The following is an 18,282-nucleotide window of genomic DNA, read 5'->3' on the forward strand; positions in this document are numbered from 1 at the left end:
TTGATGACCATTGATTAAAATCAATGGCTAACTCTCACTTCCTATTTTTAGGTTTCATTCGGTAATTTATATCTATAATACTACACATATTAAGGCTATTTGAAATTTCAGAAATTTCTAGTCAATAGCTAAGTATTTAGTGATTTATACCTACTATTGCCAAATATTGCTTAGGATATTTGAAATTCCTTAAGAATTAATTATAGCAATTATTTGTTAATTATTACTTTTGAAAAATATTTAGTTATAAAAATTAATATTTGAGTAATAAATATTAGTAAACTTTGATGATTGAGTAGTGTAAAATTTAGTTTGTAGAGGCTTGTATTAGATTAAAGAAGTTAATTCGGAGTTAAATGAAATAATTCTCTTTGAGCAATAATAGTTTGCCAAAAACCTTTTCAAACCTCTTCATAGCTGCTAATATATAGTTAGTAAAGTTTGATAAGGTATGAAAAAATATGTCACGCCATGCATAGGCGGCAGAGCATTACGGTGTCAACATCAGCACCCTTAGACGATGGGATAATGACGGAAGGCTTGACAGCATCAGAACTCCAGGAAACCAGCGACGATTCTGCATTGATGAAGACAATCCCAAAAGTAAGCCAGTTATCGCTTATGCAAGAGTCTCTAGTCATAGCCAACGAGATGACCTTGACCGACAAATTGAGTTTCTACGCGAAAAATACCCCAACGCGGAACTTGTTTCATAAATTGGAAGTGGACTCAATTTTAAACGGCGTAAATTCCTCAAAATATTGGAACGAATATGTGCAAGTGATATCTCAACACTTGTCGTCGCTTACGCCGATAGAGCAGTCCGATTTGGGTTCCCACTTATTGAATGGTTGTGTCAGCAAAATGGGGTCAAACTCCTGGTTCTCAACCAGAGAAACTTATCTCCAGAAGCAGAACTCGTTGAAGATATCTTGTCTATCCTCCATTGCTTCAGTGCAAGGCTTTACGGATTGCGGAAATATCAAAAGCAAGTCAGCAAAGCGATTCAAGACAAAGCCTCGGAACCAGACCCAGAAGTTGACACCCAACAGTGTCAGGAAACTCAGGGTATTTCCATCTGATGAACTGCACAAAGTCTGGAAGCGTTGGTTGAGTGCCTACCGTTGGATTTATAATTGGACAATCGCCCAACTTCGAGGTGGTAGCAAGGTAAGTGCTTACGATTTGCAAAAGTTAGCTCGCGATGCAGAACGTCCAGATTGGGTTAAAGAGTTGCCCGGACACCAATTACAAGAAGCGGTTGCTGATGCTGTAGATGCTCAAAAACAAGCTATGGCTAATGGTGGTATAGCAAAGTTTAAATCTTGCCGTCAACCGTCTCAAGTAATCAAGTTCAAAGTTGGTAACTACAAGAAAAACTATTGGTATCCCACCAAGGTGAAGGGATTGAGCTATCGCTCACCAGAGGGCTTTCCTGCTGAATGTAGTTATGGTACTCAATTGGTTTTTGAGCGGGGAAAATGGTATGGGATTTTTCCAGAATATAAACAACCAATTCCCACAGAGCAGTCAAAAGTTATTGCTCTTGACCCAGGAGTGCGTACTTTTTTGACGGGGTTTGACTCTGAAAAGATTGTTGAGTTCGGTCACGGCGATATGGGCAAAATTCAAAGGCTTTGTTCCCATCTAGATAATTTAATGAGTCGCATTGACTTAAGCGTGGTAAAACGTCAACGACGAGCAATGCGTAAAGCAAGTTATCGCATTAGGGAAAGAATTCAAAGCTTAGTTAAAGATTTGCACAATAAAGTAGCACAATTTCTTGTGAACCACTACAAAATCATCTTTCTACCTACATTTTATACTTCAGAAATGGTAGTCAAGTCTAGTCGAAAACTGAATAAACGCACAGCTCGAAATATGCTCTCGTGGAGTCATTATAAATTTCAGCAACATTTAATTCAGATGGCTAATAGACATAACGTTTTAGTAGTGTTGTGTAATGAATCGTATACTTCAAAAACTTGTCCTGAATGCGGTCATGTTCACACGCAACTAGGTGGGAATAAAAAGTTTCAGTGCCAGAAATGTGGCTATACAGCACATCGGGATTGGAACGGCGCTCGTAATATCATGTTGCGAGCTTTGCAGCTCATCTGCCATCACTTTAATCGGTGATGCCATACAGATTCAAGGTGAATAGCTTTGAGTAGGTTAAATGTTGCACTATCTACACCAGATTAAATCACTAACTAACTTATTAGGCTTTTAGCTGTCACAAGTTTCAATCTACATCTAAATAATAAACAATAGCTGTAATGCTTTTTTGACTAGATTTAAAAAGGCAACTTAAAGTCTGACAGAAAATCAAATAATAGCAAACATCACGCTCATCAGATTAAATTAATTGTTTTTGATTTTTTGTGGGAGGTTTGATTGAGCAGAAATAAAGATCGAGAAGGCGAATGCCTCGATTAATTAAAAAAATTCGGTTGGCTTAACTGTAAATGTCTGTGGAAGAGAGACCCCTAAAAGTCTTGGTTATAGCAGTAGGAATATTGCAGACAACATTTATATAGCATCTATCACTTGAGTGTGACTCAATTGTATCAGTTTTACGGAGTGGAAATAATTAATTATGGCTGACGTTGCATTAAGAGACGCAAAAATTATTGGTCAAGAAAATTTTGAATTATGGAGTGAAGGCTTCGATCCCGATGGTTATCTTCCAGTCTTGCCTCACCCAGATGTAGCAGTTCCCTTTTATAACCCTATTGAAGAGTGGCAAAATAACCCACAGGGAAACACCGGAGATTTCTTTTCGAGCTGGGGTCCAGATGAGGTCTTAGAAGCACAACTCTCCATGGAAGAGTTAGATGAATTAGAGGTAGAAGGTTTGGGAATTCTCAGGTCAGCAGATGGATTAGTACCATGGTTACCTCGTCTCGATCCTGATACCGGACTACCCCTTTTAGATGAAAATGGAGAAACTCTACCTAGCTTCACTCCTTATGAAATACTGAGAGCGTATCAAGGTACAGCTCCTGACGGTACAACTTCCGAGCTAAAGATTCCTGGTCCATTGATAGTGACTGAACCTGGGGACAAAGTAAAAATTACTCTGACAAATAATTTAACTAAGATAGAAGAAGCAGGAAATACTCCAGCTAACACAGCATCTAACCTACATACCCACGGTTTCCATACATCTCCTCTAGGTCGTGCTGATAATGTTCTACATTTACTAGGTGCTGGAGAAACCTTTGAATATGATATTCAGGTTCCCACAGACCAAACTGTTGGTCTAAGTTGGTATCACCCTCACTTTCATGGATATACTAATACTCAACTAGCAGCAGGGTTAGTAGGTGCGCTACAAGTTAACCCCAACTTCGATGAACCAGACCTAAATAAATGGGACCCAACCTCGGAAAATTTCTATTTGATGACCCTTAACACCTTTGGTATCCAGCAAGTAGACCGAGCAGGTTCCCCAGACGATCCCCTCAATCAAAGTGATATTCCATTACCTGCGGGTACACCTGTACAAACTGAAGGATTTACAGATGATGGTCTGCCAATTTATGAACTATCAGATGCTGTATTTATAGGTTATAACGCTAAACCAGTTCTCTATAACCCTGAACTACCTCTGGGTAGAAATGAGGATGGTACAAATAATCCCGAGATATTTGAATATGGCGGTGGTGTTTTAGAGACACCAGCAGAAAACGTTATTCACACTATCAATGGTCAATATAACCCCACACTTGAATTAGAAACTGGTGAGTTACAAACATTTTCACTCTTGAATGCAGATGTTAATTCTCACCATGTTCTTCAGTTATACAAAGAAGAGATAGGTCCTGATGGGGAGGTGACACTCGAACTTCAGGATATGACTTATGTGGGTCTTGATGGTGACTCTTTTCCTGGTCGGGCAATAGAACAAATTCGCCGAACTATGGAGGATTCACCAATTTTCCAACCAGGGCAACGGATAACTATAGATCATTCTTTTTCCGAAGCTGGTAAGTATTATTTGCTATCTAATGGTACGCCAGAAATTGTGGGTGAAGATAGCCCAGAGTTGATCCAGACAATGACGGCTAAATTGCCAGAAGGTACCGAATCTCAAGGATTTGATGACGGTCACTATACTTGGGGACCCCAGGTTTTGATGACTTTTGATGTAACTGGTCCAGAAACTGCTCCAGCTCCAATTCCAGAAGCTTATGATAGTCTAGAAGAAAGAGTTGAAGCACTGATAGACAGAGTTAATGCAGCGGAAAATGGTGTTGGTGTAGACCGGGAACGTACATATATTTGGAGTGCAAATATTGGTGGAGCGATCGCCGAAGGTAATATTCCAGATGACCTAGAGGTACATACCTTCGAGGGAACTTACAGAATTAATGGCGGGTATTTTCTCCCTGGAACTGAGACTCCAATAGCACTGCCAATGTTAGGTACAGCAGAAATCTGGAATGTGTTTAATATCTCTGGGTTAGATGATGAAAGATTACTAGAAGATGGTTTTCCAAATCTTCCGCTCCTAGAATGGCATCCATTCCACATTCACCAAAATCCTTTTACAGTTTTAGATATCAATGGTCAGCGCATCGCAGATTTAGATAATACCTATCTACCTTATATAGAAGGGGATACTATTGCTCTACCCCCTACTCATCAGGAAGGTACAGTGACAGAAACAAACCCCTACGGTACGGCAGAATTTAATGGTGACGCTTCCCTAGTCAGAATGTATATGCAGTTCAAAGACTATGATGGCAGCTTTGTGAATCATTGCCATATTCTGTTCCATGAAGATGCGGGTATGATGGCAGTTGTCCGGGTGATTCTGAATACAAATGACACTTGGTTGGGTTTGAGCAATGAAGAGGGAGATGCTGATGGTACGAGTATTGAACTACTGCGGGGTAGTGGTGTCACAGGACCTAGCCTTAATTTGAATCCTTTTGGTTCTGATTTTACAGGTGGGGTAGATATTGATATTGAGGATGTTAACTCTTTGCTACCATTTGAGGGCAATAACGTTACTGATAATACAACTGATGTTATTGCGATGGAGATTGAAGGGGATCATACAGTTCGAGTATTTGATGGCAGGTCATTATTTAATCTGCAAGAACAGGGTATAGTAGATGTTGATGGTAATGACACTACTTTACAAATTGCTGAATTTAATGCTTTTGAGGGAGTAGATGATATTGCAGGGGAAAAAGGATCTGTTGCTACTGGTGATATTCTGGGAAATGGTTTTGCTGACATAGTTACTGGTATAGTTACAGAAGACGGGGTATTGATTGAGATTTATAATGGTGAAGATTTTGAGCTGCTTACCAGTATACTTATTGATGGATTGGTCTCTGATGATGATGATTTAGAGAATAATCTCAATGTAGCGGTGGGAGATGCGGCTGGAGATAACTTTGAGGATATCTATATTACTAATCATGGCAAATTAACGGTTTTGAGTGGTATTGATATTGAGAAAAAGATCGCAGCAGGTGAAGAAATTGATTTCAGTGATGTAGTAGCGGCAGGGCTGGAAGAACCTATTAGTCCTTACGGAGAAGATTATACAGGGGAGATTGAGGTTACTTCTGGCTATGTTCTCCAGCGCCCCGAACCTGAAGATGATAATCCTCCTACTGAAGATTTCAATCTGGACGATCATTCTTTTAATACTAATGTTCAAGGTAATAATGCTAACATTACTACATTTGCTGTTGATCGCTAACAGTTAGCAGAGGGTGATGAGCAGGTGAAGATTTGGACTTACACCGCAGGAGGACACCACGGTGGACATGGTGGAGACGATGGGGAACATGGTGATGGGGAACATGACGGTGATGACATGGAACACATGGATGACATGGAACACATGGATGACATGGAAGGCATAGAAATGAGTCAAGTAGAGGGTGATGATGATGACGGTGACGATGATGATGCCGAAGCAGGAGAGTCTGATCCCCCAGTCGAACTAGCTGCTGCATTTACCCCTGAAGGTAATATCACAAATCTATCTGGTACTTTTGCTGATGTTCCTGGTAATCAAAGGGGCGAACCAGTTTTATTTGTTCAAAATGAAGAAGGCACCCGCGAGATATTTCAAGTCCGAGGTGGAAATTTATTCGCAGGAAATATAATTGGTACTACAGGAAATGATAGTATTGATGGAGGTGATAATAATGACAACATCTATGGGTTAGAAGGAGATGATATCCTCAATGGTAATTTGGGGGACGATTTGTTAGATGGCTTTCGAGGTATTGATTCCCTCAATGGTGGTGCAGGAAACGATTCTTTCCGTGGAGGAAAAGATGACGATATCCTGATAGGTGGAGAAGGAGCAGACATTCTCAATGGGGAACGAGGAGATGATATGCTGACAGGTGGAGCATATCCCGATATATTTGTCTTCGATACTGATGAGGTATTCGATGCAAGTATGTTAGGTGTTGATTCCATAACTGACTTTAATGGAGCAGAAGATTTAATCGAACTTGAAGCTGTTACTTTCACCGCATTTGATACAACAGAGAGTATACAAGAGAATTTTGCTGTTGTTGCTAATGAAAGTGATGCTGCTGCATCAGAAGCATTCATTGTTTACGATAGTACAACTGGTAATTTGTACTATAATGTTGATGGTACTGCTCCTGGTTTCGGTAGTGGAGGTCAATTTGCTACATTAGCTACATTAGAAGGTGCGCCAGCGTTAGTAGCTGAGAATTTTATGTTGGGTTAAAATTAATCAAAATCAGGGGGTGTAGTTGCGCCTTCTGATTTTTTGAGATATTATCATCTCCGGTTGAATAGTTGTCATTGCGATGATAGGAAGCAATCTCAGAAGTCCGCGGAGATTGCTTCCTTACCAAAAAAAGAGGTATAAAGCCTCCCCTTTTACAGCGGTTTTCATATCAATAAACCACAATGATACTAACTCCTAACTCCCTACGGACGTTTTGCTGACGCAAAGCTCCGCTTTATATGTCGGCGACAGCCGAAACGCAGCGCGACATGAAGCGCATTTTTGCCTGTGCAACGTCCCTACCTCCTACCTCCTACCTCCTAACTCCTGTACGGGCAAACGGCCGTTTGCCCCTACGACTCCTGACTCCTAACAATGAATTTAGTGGTCTACTCAACTGAAAAGCGCTGTAAGGGGATAAAAAAAATCAACTTCAGTATTTCAAGCCTCTGGGTTTAGTCAGAGGTACTGTTAACTGTTAACGCAGTTCCTCCGATAGGAGGCTAACTGTTAACTGATAACTGAAATGATACTCCGTTTCAGTCACAATGATTTGGATATATTAATTATCCGGATTTTATATTACAAACAAATTTGGGAATCTTGAAATACATTATTTTGTCAATTGTTTTATTTATTTTTTTCTTTGCTGTTGCGCCACCTGTAGCAGCATCTTTTTGTCGTAATTATAATGGCAATAAAATTTGTATTCTCAGTATTAAACGCAGTGCTAAAAACTATTGGGAATATCGAGCAGAAGTTAGTATTAATGGTGTGAGAAAACCATTAGAAATTTATAATTGTCGCACTCAACAGAAAATTCAAAAAAATGGTAATATTGTAAAATTTACATCTAATGGTGCTGGGAAATTAATTTGTAATGTTCTTGATAAATAGACATATCCAGAAAAAAGGGAGTAGGGGGAAATATGTCGATGATTTCTTTGGGGTCATTGATTTTATTCTTTATTATTAGAGATGTCTAATAATAAAGAATATTAGGGAAGAGTGATATGGAATTTGGTAGTATCGCTATAAAAAAGTATAGAAACCGGGTTTATATTAAATGCCCCATCTAACTAATATTTACCTCCCATAAACCCGGTTTCTTATAACACTTCTATTGCAAGCGGATTTAATATCAGGAAGGAATAGGAAGACTAACTACTAAAGTCAAATAATTGGAAAATCTTAATTAAACATAACTGTACATTCCTTGTTATATCAATGTAATAATTCAGCTATTAGCTGTCAAGCCTCCTGGATCGGAACTGCGAAATTAACCAAATAATGAATAATTCCTTATGTGGTTAAAGGAGTATACTTTAGTTGTAACTTTTAATTTTCTTTGGAAACTAATTTCTCCTTCATATTAGTGAGATAATAACTTCAGGACTTACGCAAAGGTACTATATATAGAGTTTAAAAACTATAACGTTATAGTTTGTGACTCTATATATATGGTCTGCTGCGTAAGTCCTAAACTTAATAAATTATAGCTGATGGCTATTTTCGGCTGTCGCCGACATGGAAAGCGGAGCATTCCCTATACGAAAAAACGTAGTTATGACCTAGGAGGCTAGCTGACGGCTGAATGCTTAGATATCAATAGCCAACTTTTTGAGATTTATATAATAAATATTTCCTGCCTCTTTTATGAAAGTTTCAGATTCAAAATCCTCTCAATATTAGACAAGATTTATCAGTCAAATATCAATCTTTAAAAATCAAACTCCTGACAGTTTGCTTGTACAATTTTTCTGACTTCTCCAGGCTCTAATTTCATTAATTTCTGAGTTGCTTGAATTTGAGTTGGTTGATTTTCTAACTGTTGGCGTTCAATTAATTCCCATTCTTCTGCTGTTTTTGTGTAGCGCCTAGATGTAGCTCTATCCATATTTAAAGATGTGGCAACCTCATTGAGAGAATCCCATCCTGGTTGATTTCGCATTCTATGTAAATACCGAGTCATTATATCAATATCAATTTTCATAGTCTATTTTTCTACTTAATTCTCTACAATTAAAACTATACAAAATTCATCCATAGAAATTACATCTTAGAGCTGATAGCTATATTTATAAGTATTCAACTGAACATCAGATCGAAGAGGAGTCAAAAAAGAACTTCTCCGCAGACTTATATCATATTCGGTTAAATAGTTACTATAATTAAAGCTCGTAGTAGGGCTTCAGCCCTAACTCTAGATAGGGCTGAAGCCCTACTACAAACAAAAACTTTATTATAAGTGATTCGAACATGATATTAATATTTCATTTATAGGACTTACGCAAAGACCATGTGTATAGCGTTCAAAACTATAACGTTATAGTTTTTTAACCCTATATGTAGTACCTCTGCGTAAATCTTGATTTAATGAAATTGCTATATTGAAATTACAACTGATAACCGCAACTTGAACAAAAGCGATCGCTTGGTGTTACCGCAGCACCACATTGAGGACAAAAACGTTTTCCAGGAGTTGCGGATGAACTTGAACCCATTTGCATCGACATATTACCCATTCGCATCTGCATTGGGTTCATATTCATTTCCATATTACCCATTTTCATTGGTTTCATCGGTTCCATAGGTTTCATTGGTTCCATAGGTTTCATTGGTTCGATAGGTGGCATACCTTGGCTCTGTCTAGTCTCCACTTGTTGCAGTGACAAAACCTCAGCATCACCCAAAGCAGGTGTTCCACTTATGGTACTTATTCCACCTACTTGTAACTGAACAAAAGATTGCCCTTGTTCCGACTCTATCCGCAAAATTACCCCAGTAGCAGTTCTCAACAAAGTTGGTGGTACAGTCCATTTACCAGTTTGAAAACCTGTACTTGCCTGTTGTTGTTGACCAGGGCCACCACTAGCAAGAGTTACTACAGTTTGTAGTCCCTGATTTTCTATATAAACTTCCTGGCCATTTCCAAGTTCGCATTTGTAAGCCATAATTTTTCGACCTAATTTTTCCTGTTTATTCTACTTATATTGTATACATAATAACAATCTTATAAAATTGTTATTAAATCATGTAATTTTTATAGTGACTTATATAATAATAAAAGTTTAATTATTAAATACTAAAGTAGTTAATAAATTATAAAGAAAAACAGTGCGATTTGATTCTTATAATCCGGGTGAATTCTATGATGAACTTTTCATCACTAAAAATCAACCTCGCCCAGAAGCTAAATTATTGATAGAAAGAATTAATTCTCTATCTACAGGGGAATTATTGATGCGACAAAAAGCTGCACAGGTCGCAATGATGAAGCTTGGGGCAACTTTTAATGTTTATGGTGATAGTCAAGGTACGGAACGTATTTTTCCTTTTGATGTTGTACCACGCATAATTTCTGTTTCAGAGTGGAATTTTTTAGAAACAGGTTTGAAGCAAAGAATTCACGCTCTTAATTTATTTATTGCAGATATATATGGGGAACAAAAAATTATTAAGGATGGAATTATTCCTCTAGAGTTAATTAATTCTGCTTCTGGATTTCTCAAACCTTGTATAGGATTAAAACCACCGGGAGGAATTTGGTGTCATATTACTGGAACAGATTTAGTTAGGGATAAAGATGGTAAATGGTTTGTTTTAGAAGATAATTTGCGTTGCCCTTCAGGTGTGTCTTATGTGTTGGAAAATCGTCGGGTAATGAAAACTACGTTTCCGCAAATTTTTGCTGCTTTAGGAATTAGACCTGTTGATAATTATCCTAGTTATTTATTAGAAACTCTTCTGAATTTAGCACCTTCTTATTTGTCACATACATCTGTGGTAGTTTTGACTCCTGGTATTTATAATTCTGCCTATTTTGAACATTCATTTTTAGCTCAACAAATGGGAGTAGAATTGGTTGAAGGTAGAGATTTAGTAGTTGCTGATGGATATGTGCAAATGCGAACTACTAAGGGTTTACAGCGAGTAGATGTTATTTATAGACGTATGGATGATAATTTTATCGATCCTTTGGCTTTTAATCCTGAATCTCTGTTAGGAATACCCGGATTAATGGAGGTTTATCGTAATGGTCGTGTTGCCCTTGCTAATGCTTTGGGAACTGGTGTAGCCGATGATAAAGTTATTTATGCTTATGTGCCTCAAATGATTAGTTATTATCTGGGAGAAGAGCAAATTTTACCTAATGTTCCTACCTATTTATGTTGGGAAAAACAACAGTTAGATTATGTCTTGGCAAACTTAGATAAACTTGTGGTTAAATCAGCTAATGAAGCTGGTGGTTATGGGATGTTAGTAGGTACTCAATCAACTGTAGAACAAAGAGCAGAATTTGCAGAAAAAATTCAAGCTAATCCGCGTAATTATATTGCTCAACCAACTCTATCTTTATCTAGAGTTCCGACTATATTTGAGGATAAATTTGAAGGATGTCATGTTGATTTACGCCCTTATATTTTGTATGGAAAAGACATTTATGTTCATCCGGGTGGTTTGACTAGAGTGGCAATGAAAAAAGGTTCTTTAGTTGTTAATTCTTCTCAAGGTGGAGGGAGTAAAGATACTTGGGTTTTATGTGATTAACTAGCTATCAGCTTTTAGCATTCAGCTATCAGCTTTTACAACTCTGGGTTGAAATTCCCTTCTCAACTAAAAAAAATAATCTTGCTGAGTGCTGACCGCTTTTTTAATTTTTCCATATTTTACGAGTTTAGGTACTAGGGAATAAAGATAATTACTAAATTGTAACTCAGTTGAATATAAAAAACCCTATCTTTTAAACTTTTAGGGAAAAGTAAAATTTTTACATCTAATTTCTGATTGCTATAAGCTTGAGTTAAAAATTACTTTATGTTTTACTATTACTATTAGACCTCTAAAAAAATCAAAAATTAAATCAATTACTTATCCCTATTTCCTACTCCCTACTCCCAATTACCTATTCCCTATTATACCAATTCCCAAAAGTAATGCTATACTTGATTAAGACTTCAGTTATTAAGTAATTACCTTTGGATAATTACCTTTTTGCTTATTTGAGACAATTTAATCTTTGATTATCCCTATTTTTACTTCTCCCGTACGGACGTTGCATGCAACGTCCCTACACTCCCCTACTCCCCTACTCAATCAAATGTAGAAAAATTTTTGAGAAATGGTATTACTCAGAGGTGTTGGTGAACCAAGGGATGAATCTTGGCAAAGAAGGTAAATCCCATCTTTTACTTAATATTTCCTTCTTCCTTTTTCAATTTTGAGGTATCAGATATTGTAAAATTTTCAGGAACAGGGAACCAAGAAGAAACTGTATTTTACGAATATGAGAACCGCTATCTTCTAGACTTTTATGGAATATTAAAATTTTCACATCTGATTTCTGATTGCTATAAGATAGAAATGTTATATTTAGGCTTTGCTGAAAAAGTCTTTTTGTTGAGGTAGGGAGTAGGGAGTAGGGAGTAGTTAAGAGTCAGGAGAAATAGGAGTTATAGAGAAGTTGGTCGAAAGAATACCTTGAGTGATTTTTCTACCATATTTACCCAAAATCCCCACTTTTTCCCCTCTATTCACCGAAAAGCTGCTACTTTTTCCGGGCTGAAAATTGCTCAAACCTTTATTTGTCAATCCTTTGATATTTAATCAGCAAGCCCTATTTACTCCTTCCTCCTTCTTCCTTCTTTCTTCTTCCTTCTTCAATCAAAATTAATTATGCTAAGTCGTGTTGCAGATTCAATTTATTGGTTAAATCGTTATGTTGAAAGAGCAGAAAATATTGCTCGATTTGTTGATGTTAATCTAAATTTACTTTTAGATTCTCCTAGTTTAGTTCAACAGTGGCAACCAATAGTTATTACCACTGGAGATTTAGCTCTATTCCAAGAACGTTATGGTGAAGTAACAGAAGCAAATGTAATTCAATTTCTCACTTTTGACCGAGATTATCATAACTCAATTCTTTCCTGTCTACGCTTTGCCAGAGAAAATGCTCGTTCTATTCGGGAAATTATTTCTTCAGAAATGTGGGAGCAAGTTAACTCATTTTATTTAATGGTAAAAGATGTTGCTAATAGTGGTTTAAAAACTTCTCAATTACCAGAATTTTTTGAGGAAATAAAAATGGGTGGGCATCTTTTTACAGGAATTATGGATGCCACTATGAGTCATAATGAAGGATGGCATTTTGGTAGAATAGGCAGATTTTTAGAAAGAGCTGATAAAACTAGCCGTATTCTTGATGTTAAATATTATATTCTTTTGCCTTCAATTCAAGATATTGGAACTCCACTAGATGAAGTGCAATGGATGGCATTGTTAAAGTCAGCAAGTGCTTATGAAATGTATCGTAAACGTCAACAACATCGAATTACTCCTAATGGAGTAGTAGAATTTTTAATATTAGACCGAGAGTTTCCCCGTTCAATTCAATATTGTTTGACTGAAGCAGAGCGATCGCTCCATCAAGTTATTAGACCAACTTCAGGTATTAGAAAACATCCTGTAGAAAAAGTATTAGGTCGTTTACGTTCTGAGTTAGATTATTTAACTGTTGAAGAAATAGTTCAAATAGGTTTACACGAATTTCTCGACAATTTACAAACTCGAATAAATCAAACTGGAGAGCAAATTTTTGAAACATTTTTTGACCTGAAATCTACTGATAGCCAGTTGTTAATTAATTCGTAGTTTTTAACAATTAATAATTAGGCTTTGCTGAAAAAGTCTTTTTTCAGGGGTAGGGGAGCGGAGGAGTAGGTAGGGACGTTGCATGGAACTAAAGGAATAATTTTTTTGCTCAACTATCCGCCCAAAATGCCCTCCTTTTTGAGCATAAAGAGGTGAAAATTAGGTACTTTTTCCAGACCTAAAAAGGCTCAAATATTTATCTATAAATGCTTTTATATTTAATCAGCAGAGCAATAATTAAATGTTAAAAAATTGTACGGGTGGGTGATAAGCAAGGCTGGATATTTTGCATATATTCTATTAAACTCGCCCTACTGGACTGACACAGGTAAAACTGTCCAATAGATTTTAACTGGAAAATTCTTACTTTTGAATGCATGACTTTTGAATTCAATCTAATGCACTATTTAAGGTGTGTCAGTCTACTACAAGGGAATTAGAGAATAGGGAGCAATTTGAAAGAGAAAAACATTTTGATGATGGCTAATTAATGAGACTCGATCGGGACTTACGCAGAGGTACTATATATAGAGTCAAAAAACTATAACGTTATAGTTTTGAACACTATATACATGGTGTTGGCGTAAGTCCTATTGATATTAATTCTTCTATTGGTATAGCTGATAATTGAAATGACTATTGGTCAATCAAGTTTTCATCTTACAGACTTCCTATACAACTAATATCCACTACTATATATTTCTTTTTCTTTTCAGTGTCCCCTCTTCCCTATTCCCTAAAGTCCTAAAACTTTCTACCTCCAAGACTCCAAAACTACTGTATCAATCCAGAGAGGGAATAGCTTAACTAGAAACAGGGAAAAACTATAACCTTATTTATCAACCCTAATTGGTAAACTATACAAAACTTAATATCATTGTTATAGTAGTATTAACTTTTTAATCAATTTCAAACTCATATTCGAGAAAGAACAACTACTAGAAAACTTTAACCCATTGATTTTTATGAGTAATTTATCTTCATCGACTCAAAACCCCGAACAAACAGAGACACAAACCAATACTTCCACAACCGAAGCAAAACCTAGTTATGTCAAACTAGCCATGAGAAATATGGTAAGGAAAGGTGGTACATCCCTCAAACATTTTGCCCTAACAACCATTACACTTATAGGCATTTTGGTTGGTCTTGCCTATCTAACAAGATAATCAAAATCCCATTTTTTAACGGAAAGGAGAATTATCCGGTTGTATTTGGAAGTAAGTATTCAGGATTGTTTTTGGTCATCTTATTCATCAGAAGAAAAGCAATTAAAGGCCCAGGAAGATTCGGATAACTTTTGTCCCATATCTTCCCAGAATTGGGAATATTGGTTTTGGAAATGGCTAGAAATCCTACAACCAGATATTCCAGTTGCTCAAAATTATGAACTGAGTCTACGTTTAACAGACGATTCTGAAATTCAAACCCTTAATAGTCAATATCGTTACCAGAATCAGCCAACAGATGTTTTAGCCTTTGCCACTCTGGAAGTAAATGTTCCTCAACCAGAAGTAGTAGATTCTGATTTACAACTATATCTGGGTGATATAGTAATCTCCATTGAGACAGCATTTCGGCAAGCCAAAAAACAGGGGCATCCATTAAAAACAGAATTAGCTTGGCTAGCTGCCCATGGTTTTCTACATCTGCTGGGATGGGATCACCAAGACGAAGCAAGTTGGCAAAAGATGCTCAAACAACAGTTATTTTTGCTTCATGCTCTTGGAATTACTATTGGGGAACAAATCACTCCAGAGCATTGACTAAACTCAAAGTAACTTTTTGACTTTTTGGATAAACTATTAATCGAGCAAGTCTCATATTATTTGGGCCTTGCATATAAAATCAAACTGAGGTGGATACTTTATGAAACTTAATGAGTCATCAATCTCCTACGATGAAGTGCCTTTTATACATCAACCGAAAAATTCTACTACTTCCAAACCAAATACTCCTAAAAAGACATTGAAACTGAACAGAGAATTATCTTGGCAAGTAGCAAATAGTCTTTTTACTAGCTTCAAATATGCTTGGGCAGGATTATCTTATGCTTTCCAAACTCAACGTAATTTTCGCATTCATACTTTTATTGGTATTGTCGCTATTAGTTTGAGTATTTTATTAAAATTACAACCAATAGAAACTGTTGTTATTGTATTAACAATTGGATTAGTAATGGCTATGGAATTGTTAAATACTGCTATTGAGTCAGTGGTAGATTTAACTGTTAAACAGCATTACCATGAATTAGCAAAAATTGCTAAAGATTGTGCTGCTGGTGCAGTTTTAGTTTCAGCAATAGTAGCATTACTTGTGGCAAGTTATTTGATTTTACCTCCTTTATTCGATATAGTTATTTCTGCTCTTGGCAGCTAGGAATTCAGTTGTTTGTGATTCTTTACTTGAAAATATCTAAATTTTCACAGCAAAAATTACTTTTGCCACAGCTATAATTAAAGTATTTATAATATTGGAAGTCTGGTAATCAATTGTTATTTCATAAAATAGTTAATTTTGCAAATTTTGATTACTGGCACAGGTGATAAATAGAATCTGAATAGCAGTAATGGCAAATGGGTTCCATCGTAAATCTAACTTCAGTAAATATAGCTTTAATGGAATTATTAAATATAGTGGTTGATTATACTGTGGATTTAATTCCAAAACTGCTAATAATTACTTGAGGATAGTTCAGGATTAGTAAGTATTCAGCTATCATTTACCAGTAATAAAAATTAAGAATAATTTTTGTAAGTCAGTTCAGATAATTCTTCCTTTTGAAATTTAGAATTTGCTCGGTGATAGCTAAGGTTAACTAATTTAGTTTTCCTCTTTGAATTTTTTCTGGGTCTCTCAAGATTCCCTCAACTTTAAACTAATAACTAATGGTTGACAACTGAGGGCTGAATACTTACAAAGATTGTGCTGTTGGCAGAGTAATTTTTTCTGTTTTGGTTACTATTTTTATTCTCAGCTTACTGCTGTTAACTTCTGGGTTGAAATTAATCAAGTTTACGCCTGGCTAAAGATTATTTATTCAGTAAAGTTTGGCAAAATATGAAGTAGAAGAATGGGGGAGTATAGGAAAAAGCTAGTTTGTTTAATTTATGGTTTTTCTTCACAAATCAAATTTAGTTTATTATCTCAATTTCGACGAGATTATTTAAAATTCAGAATTTTAAATTGAATTTTATAGCCCTTTTCACTGGAATGAAAGACATAACTTCTGCTATCAGCCTTTTCCCTCATTTATTATGACTTACAGCAAACTAAAATTGTAATTAACAAAACGAATAACTATTAACTAAGTAGATAGACATAAATATAAAACATTAGATGCTGGTGTCAGGTCAAGCAAGAGAAATTTTTAAATCCCTACTTCCTATTCCCTACACTTTTTTATATCTAACTTTACCTACTTACTTACCTAGTAATAGAAATAAGCGGTCGCTCATTTATAAAATGATTAAATACATCTAAGAAATGAAGGAGTAAAATACTTTGATTATAGTTATAGATAACTACGATAGTTTTACCTACAATTTAGTACAATATCTGGGTGAGTTGGGTGCGGAATTAACCGTTGCAGCTAATGTTAAAGTTTACCGCAACGATAAAATTTCTGTGGCAGAAATTAGGGATTTAAAACCTGATGGAGTTGTTATTTCTCCTGGTCCAGGTCGTCCAGAAGATGCAGGAATTTCTCAAGCATTAATTCAAGAATTAGGAGAAAGTTTACCTATATTAGGAGTATGTCTCGGTCATCAAAGTATTGGTCAAGTATTCGGAGGAAAAATTGTTGCTGCTCCAGAGTTAATGCACGGTAAAACTTCAGAGATTTATCATAATCAAGTAGGAATTTTTCAAGGATTAGATAATCCGATAGTTGCAACTAGATATCATAGTTTAGTTATTGATAGGGAAAGTTTTCCCGAAGTGTTGGAAATTACTGGGTGGGTTGAGGATGGAACTATTATGGGTGTTAGACATAGAAATTATCCTCATATTCAGGGTGTACAATTTCATCCTGAAAGTATTTTAACTAATTCTGGAAAGTTGTTATTGAGAAATTTTTTGGCAACTATAAAAATTTGAATGGTAGAAGTAGAAGTAATAGAGAGGGAAGAAGGAAGAGGGAAGAGTGATATTTGACCACTTGGGTCAGAAACTAAATGTCAAAATTTAACCAAGACGTTTGAGTTAAATCAATATTGCTTAGGTCAGGAGGCGATCGCTCAAACCTATATCTAAAATCTCATAACTAAGACGTTGTAGTTAAATCAAAGTACATGGTCAGTTTTCTTGTGAGACTAAAAAGTTGCCTAGTTAAATTGAATTTTAAAAAGCAATAATATTGAGGGATGAATCCCAAGTATAAAAATTTGAATGCTAGAAGTAATGAAGAGATAAGAGGGAAGAGTGATATTTGCCTACCTGAGTCAGAAACTAAATGTCAAAATTTAACTAAGACGTTTGAGTTAAATCAATATTGCTTAGGTCAGGAGGCGATCGCTCAAACCTATATCTAAAATCTCATAACTAAGACGTTGTAGTTAAATCAAAGTACATGGTCAGTTTTCTTGTCAGACTAAAAGGTTGGCTTGCCCAAGTTGAATTTTAAAAAGCAATAATATTAAAGGATGATATTTCCTCACCTGAGTCAGAAGCTAAGTGTCAAAATTTAACTAAGACGTTTGAGTTAAATCAATACTGCTTAGGTCAGCAGGCGATCGCTCAGACCTCTATCTAAAATCTCATAACTAAGACGTTGTAGTTAAATCAAAATACATAGTTAGTTTTCTTGTCAGACTAAAAGGTTGGCTTGCCCAAGTTGAATTTTAAAAAGCAATAATATTGAGGGATGAATCCCAAGTATAAAAATTTGA

The 18,282-nt window shown here is 36.1% G+C and carries 13 protein-coding genes and 1 pseudogene; 12 read left to right on the plus strand and 2 right to left on the minus strand.

Translation table 11 applies throughout. The annotated features are described in order from the left end of the window. Positions 1-479 precede the first annotated feature (479 nt). From ACP6PK_RS01450 to ACP6PK_RS01470, 5 genes and pseudogenes are all read left to right on the plus strand, one after another. Positions 480-1,082: pseudogene (locus tag ACP6PK_RS01450) on the plus strand (IS607 family transposase); the annotation flags it as partial. After that, positions 1,039-2,139: an RNA-guided endonuclease InsQ/TnpB family protein gene (locus ACP6PK_RS01455; RefSeq protein WP_426557137.1), complete on the plus strand. Its 1,101-nt coding sequence runs from the start codon at positions 1,039-1,041 to the stop codon at positions 2,137-2,139. The pseudogene ACP6PK_RS01450 and the gene ACP6PK_RS01455, both read left to right, overlap by 44 nt. Before the next feature lie 460 nt (positions 2,140-2,599). After that, positions 2,600-5,725 (plus strand): multicopper oxidase family protein, encoded by a 3,126-nt coding sequence (locus ACP6PK_RS01460; protein WP_426557139.1) that lies wholly within the window; start codon positions 2,600-2,602, stop codon positions 5,723-5,725. A gap of 24 nt (positions 5,726-5,749) precedes the next feature. After that, positions 5,750-6,739 (plus strand): calcium-binding protein, encoded by a 990-nt coding sequence (locus tag ACP6PK_RS01465; protein WP_426557141.1) that lies wholly within the window; start codon positions 5,750-5,752, stop codon positions 6,737-6,739. A gap of 621 nt (positions 6,740-7,360) precedes the next feature. Then, complete coding sequence (locus ACP6PK_RS01470; protein ID WP_426557143.1) at positions 7,361-7,639, plus strand: hypothetical protein; 279 nt, start codon at positions 7,361-7,363, stop codon at positions 7,637-7,639. Between the two features lie 823 nt (positions 7,640-8,462). Here ACP6PK_RS01470 and ACP6PK_RS01475 read toward each other — a convergent pair. Continuing rightward, positions 8,463-8,735 carry a transcriptional regulator gene (locus ACP6PK_RS01475; RefSeq protein WP_094674065.1) on the minus strand — a complete coding sequence of 91 codons (273 nt, stop codon included), beginning with the start codon at positions 8,733-8,735 and terminating at the stop codon, positions 8,463-8,465. 403 nt (positions 8,736-9,138) lie between these two features. Then, positions 9,139-9,696, minus strand: coding sequence for a zinc ribbon domain-containing protein (locus tag ACP6PK_RS01480; RefSeq protein ID WP_426557145.1), 558 nt, complete (start codon positions 9,694-9,696; stop codon positions 9,139-9,141). Positions 9,697-9,859: 163 nt separating this feature from the next. Between ACP6PK_RS01480 and ACP6PK_RS01485 the strand changes: the two genes are divergently transcribed. From ACP6PK_RS01485 to ACP6PK_RS01515, 7 genes are all read left to right on the plus strand, one after another. After that, on the plus strand, positions 9,860-11,293 hold the full coding sequence (locus ACP6PK_RS01485) for a circularly permuted type 2 ATP-grasp protein (RefSeq protein ID WP_426557147.1): 1,434 nt from the start codon (positions 9,860-9,862) through the stop codon (positions 11,291-11,293). A gap of 1,125 nt (positions 11,294-12,418) precedes the next feature. Beyond that, entirely contained in the window at positions 12,419-13,393 is a 975-nt protein-coding gene (locus ACP6PK_RS01490; protein ID WP_426557149.1) for an alpha-E domain-containing protein, read from the plus strand. A gap of 965 nt (positions 13,394-14,358) precedes the next feature. After that, the gene (locus ACP6PK_RS01495) at positions 14,359-14,562 is read left to right on the plus strand and encodes a DUF3285 domain-containing protein (RefSeq protein WP_094673195.1); all 204 of its coding nucleotides are present in this window, start codon (positions 14,359-14,361) and stop codon (positions 14,560-14,562) included. Between the two features lie 45 nt (positions 14,563-14,607). Beyond that, positions 14,608-15,159: an rRNA maturation RNase YbeY gene (ybeY, locus tag ACP6PK_RS01500; RefSeq protein ID WP_426557151.1), complete on the plus strand. Its 552-nt coding sequence runs from the start codon at positions 14,608-14,610 to the stop codon at positions 15,157-15,159. A 103-nt stretch (positions 15,160-15,262) separates the two neighbouring features. Continuing rightward, positions 15,263-15,772 carry a diacylglycerol kinase family protein gene (locus ACP6PK_RS01505; RefSeq protein ID WP_094673193.1) on the plus strand — a complete coding sequence of 170 codons (510 nt, stop codon included), beginning with the start codon at positions 15,263-15,265 and terminating at the stop codon, positions 15,770-15,772. Between the two features lie 1,125 nt (positions 15,773-16,897). After that, complete coding sequence (locus tag ACP6PK_RS01510) at positions 16,898-17,491, plus strand: anthranilate synthase component II (RefSeq protein WP_426557154.1); 594 nt, start codon at positions 16,898-16,900, stop codon at positions 17,489-17,491. 287 nt (positions 17,492-17,778) lie between these two features. After that, the gene (locus ACP6PK_RS01515; protein WP_426557156.1) at positions 17,779-17,925 is read left to right on the plus strand and encodes a hypothetical protein; all 147 of its coding nucleotides are present in this window, start codon (positions 17,779-17,781) and stop codon (positions 17,923-17,925) included. The last annotated feature ends 357 nt before the right edge of the window (positions 17,926-18,282 follow it).

Source organism: Dapis hubbardiae BLCC-M172, from assembly GCF_050016015.1.
Lineage (GTDB): Bacteria > Cyanobacteriota > Cyanobacteriia > Cyanobacteriales > Microcoleaceae > Trichodesmium.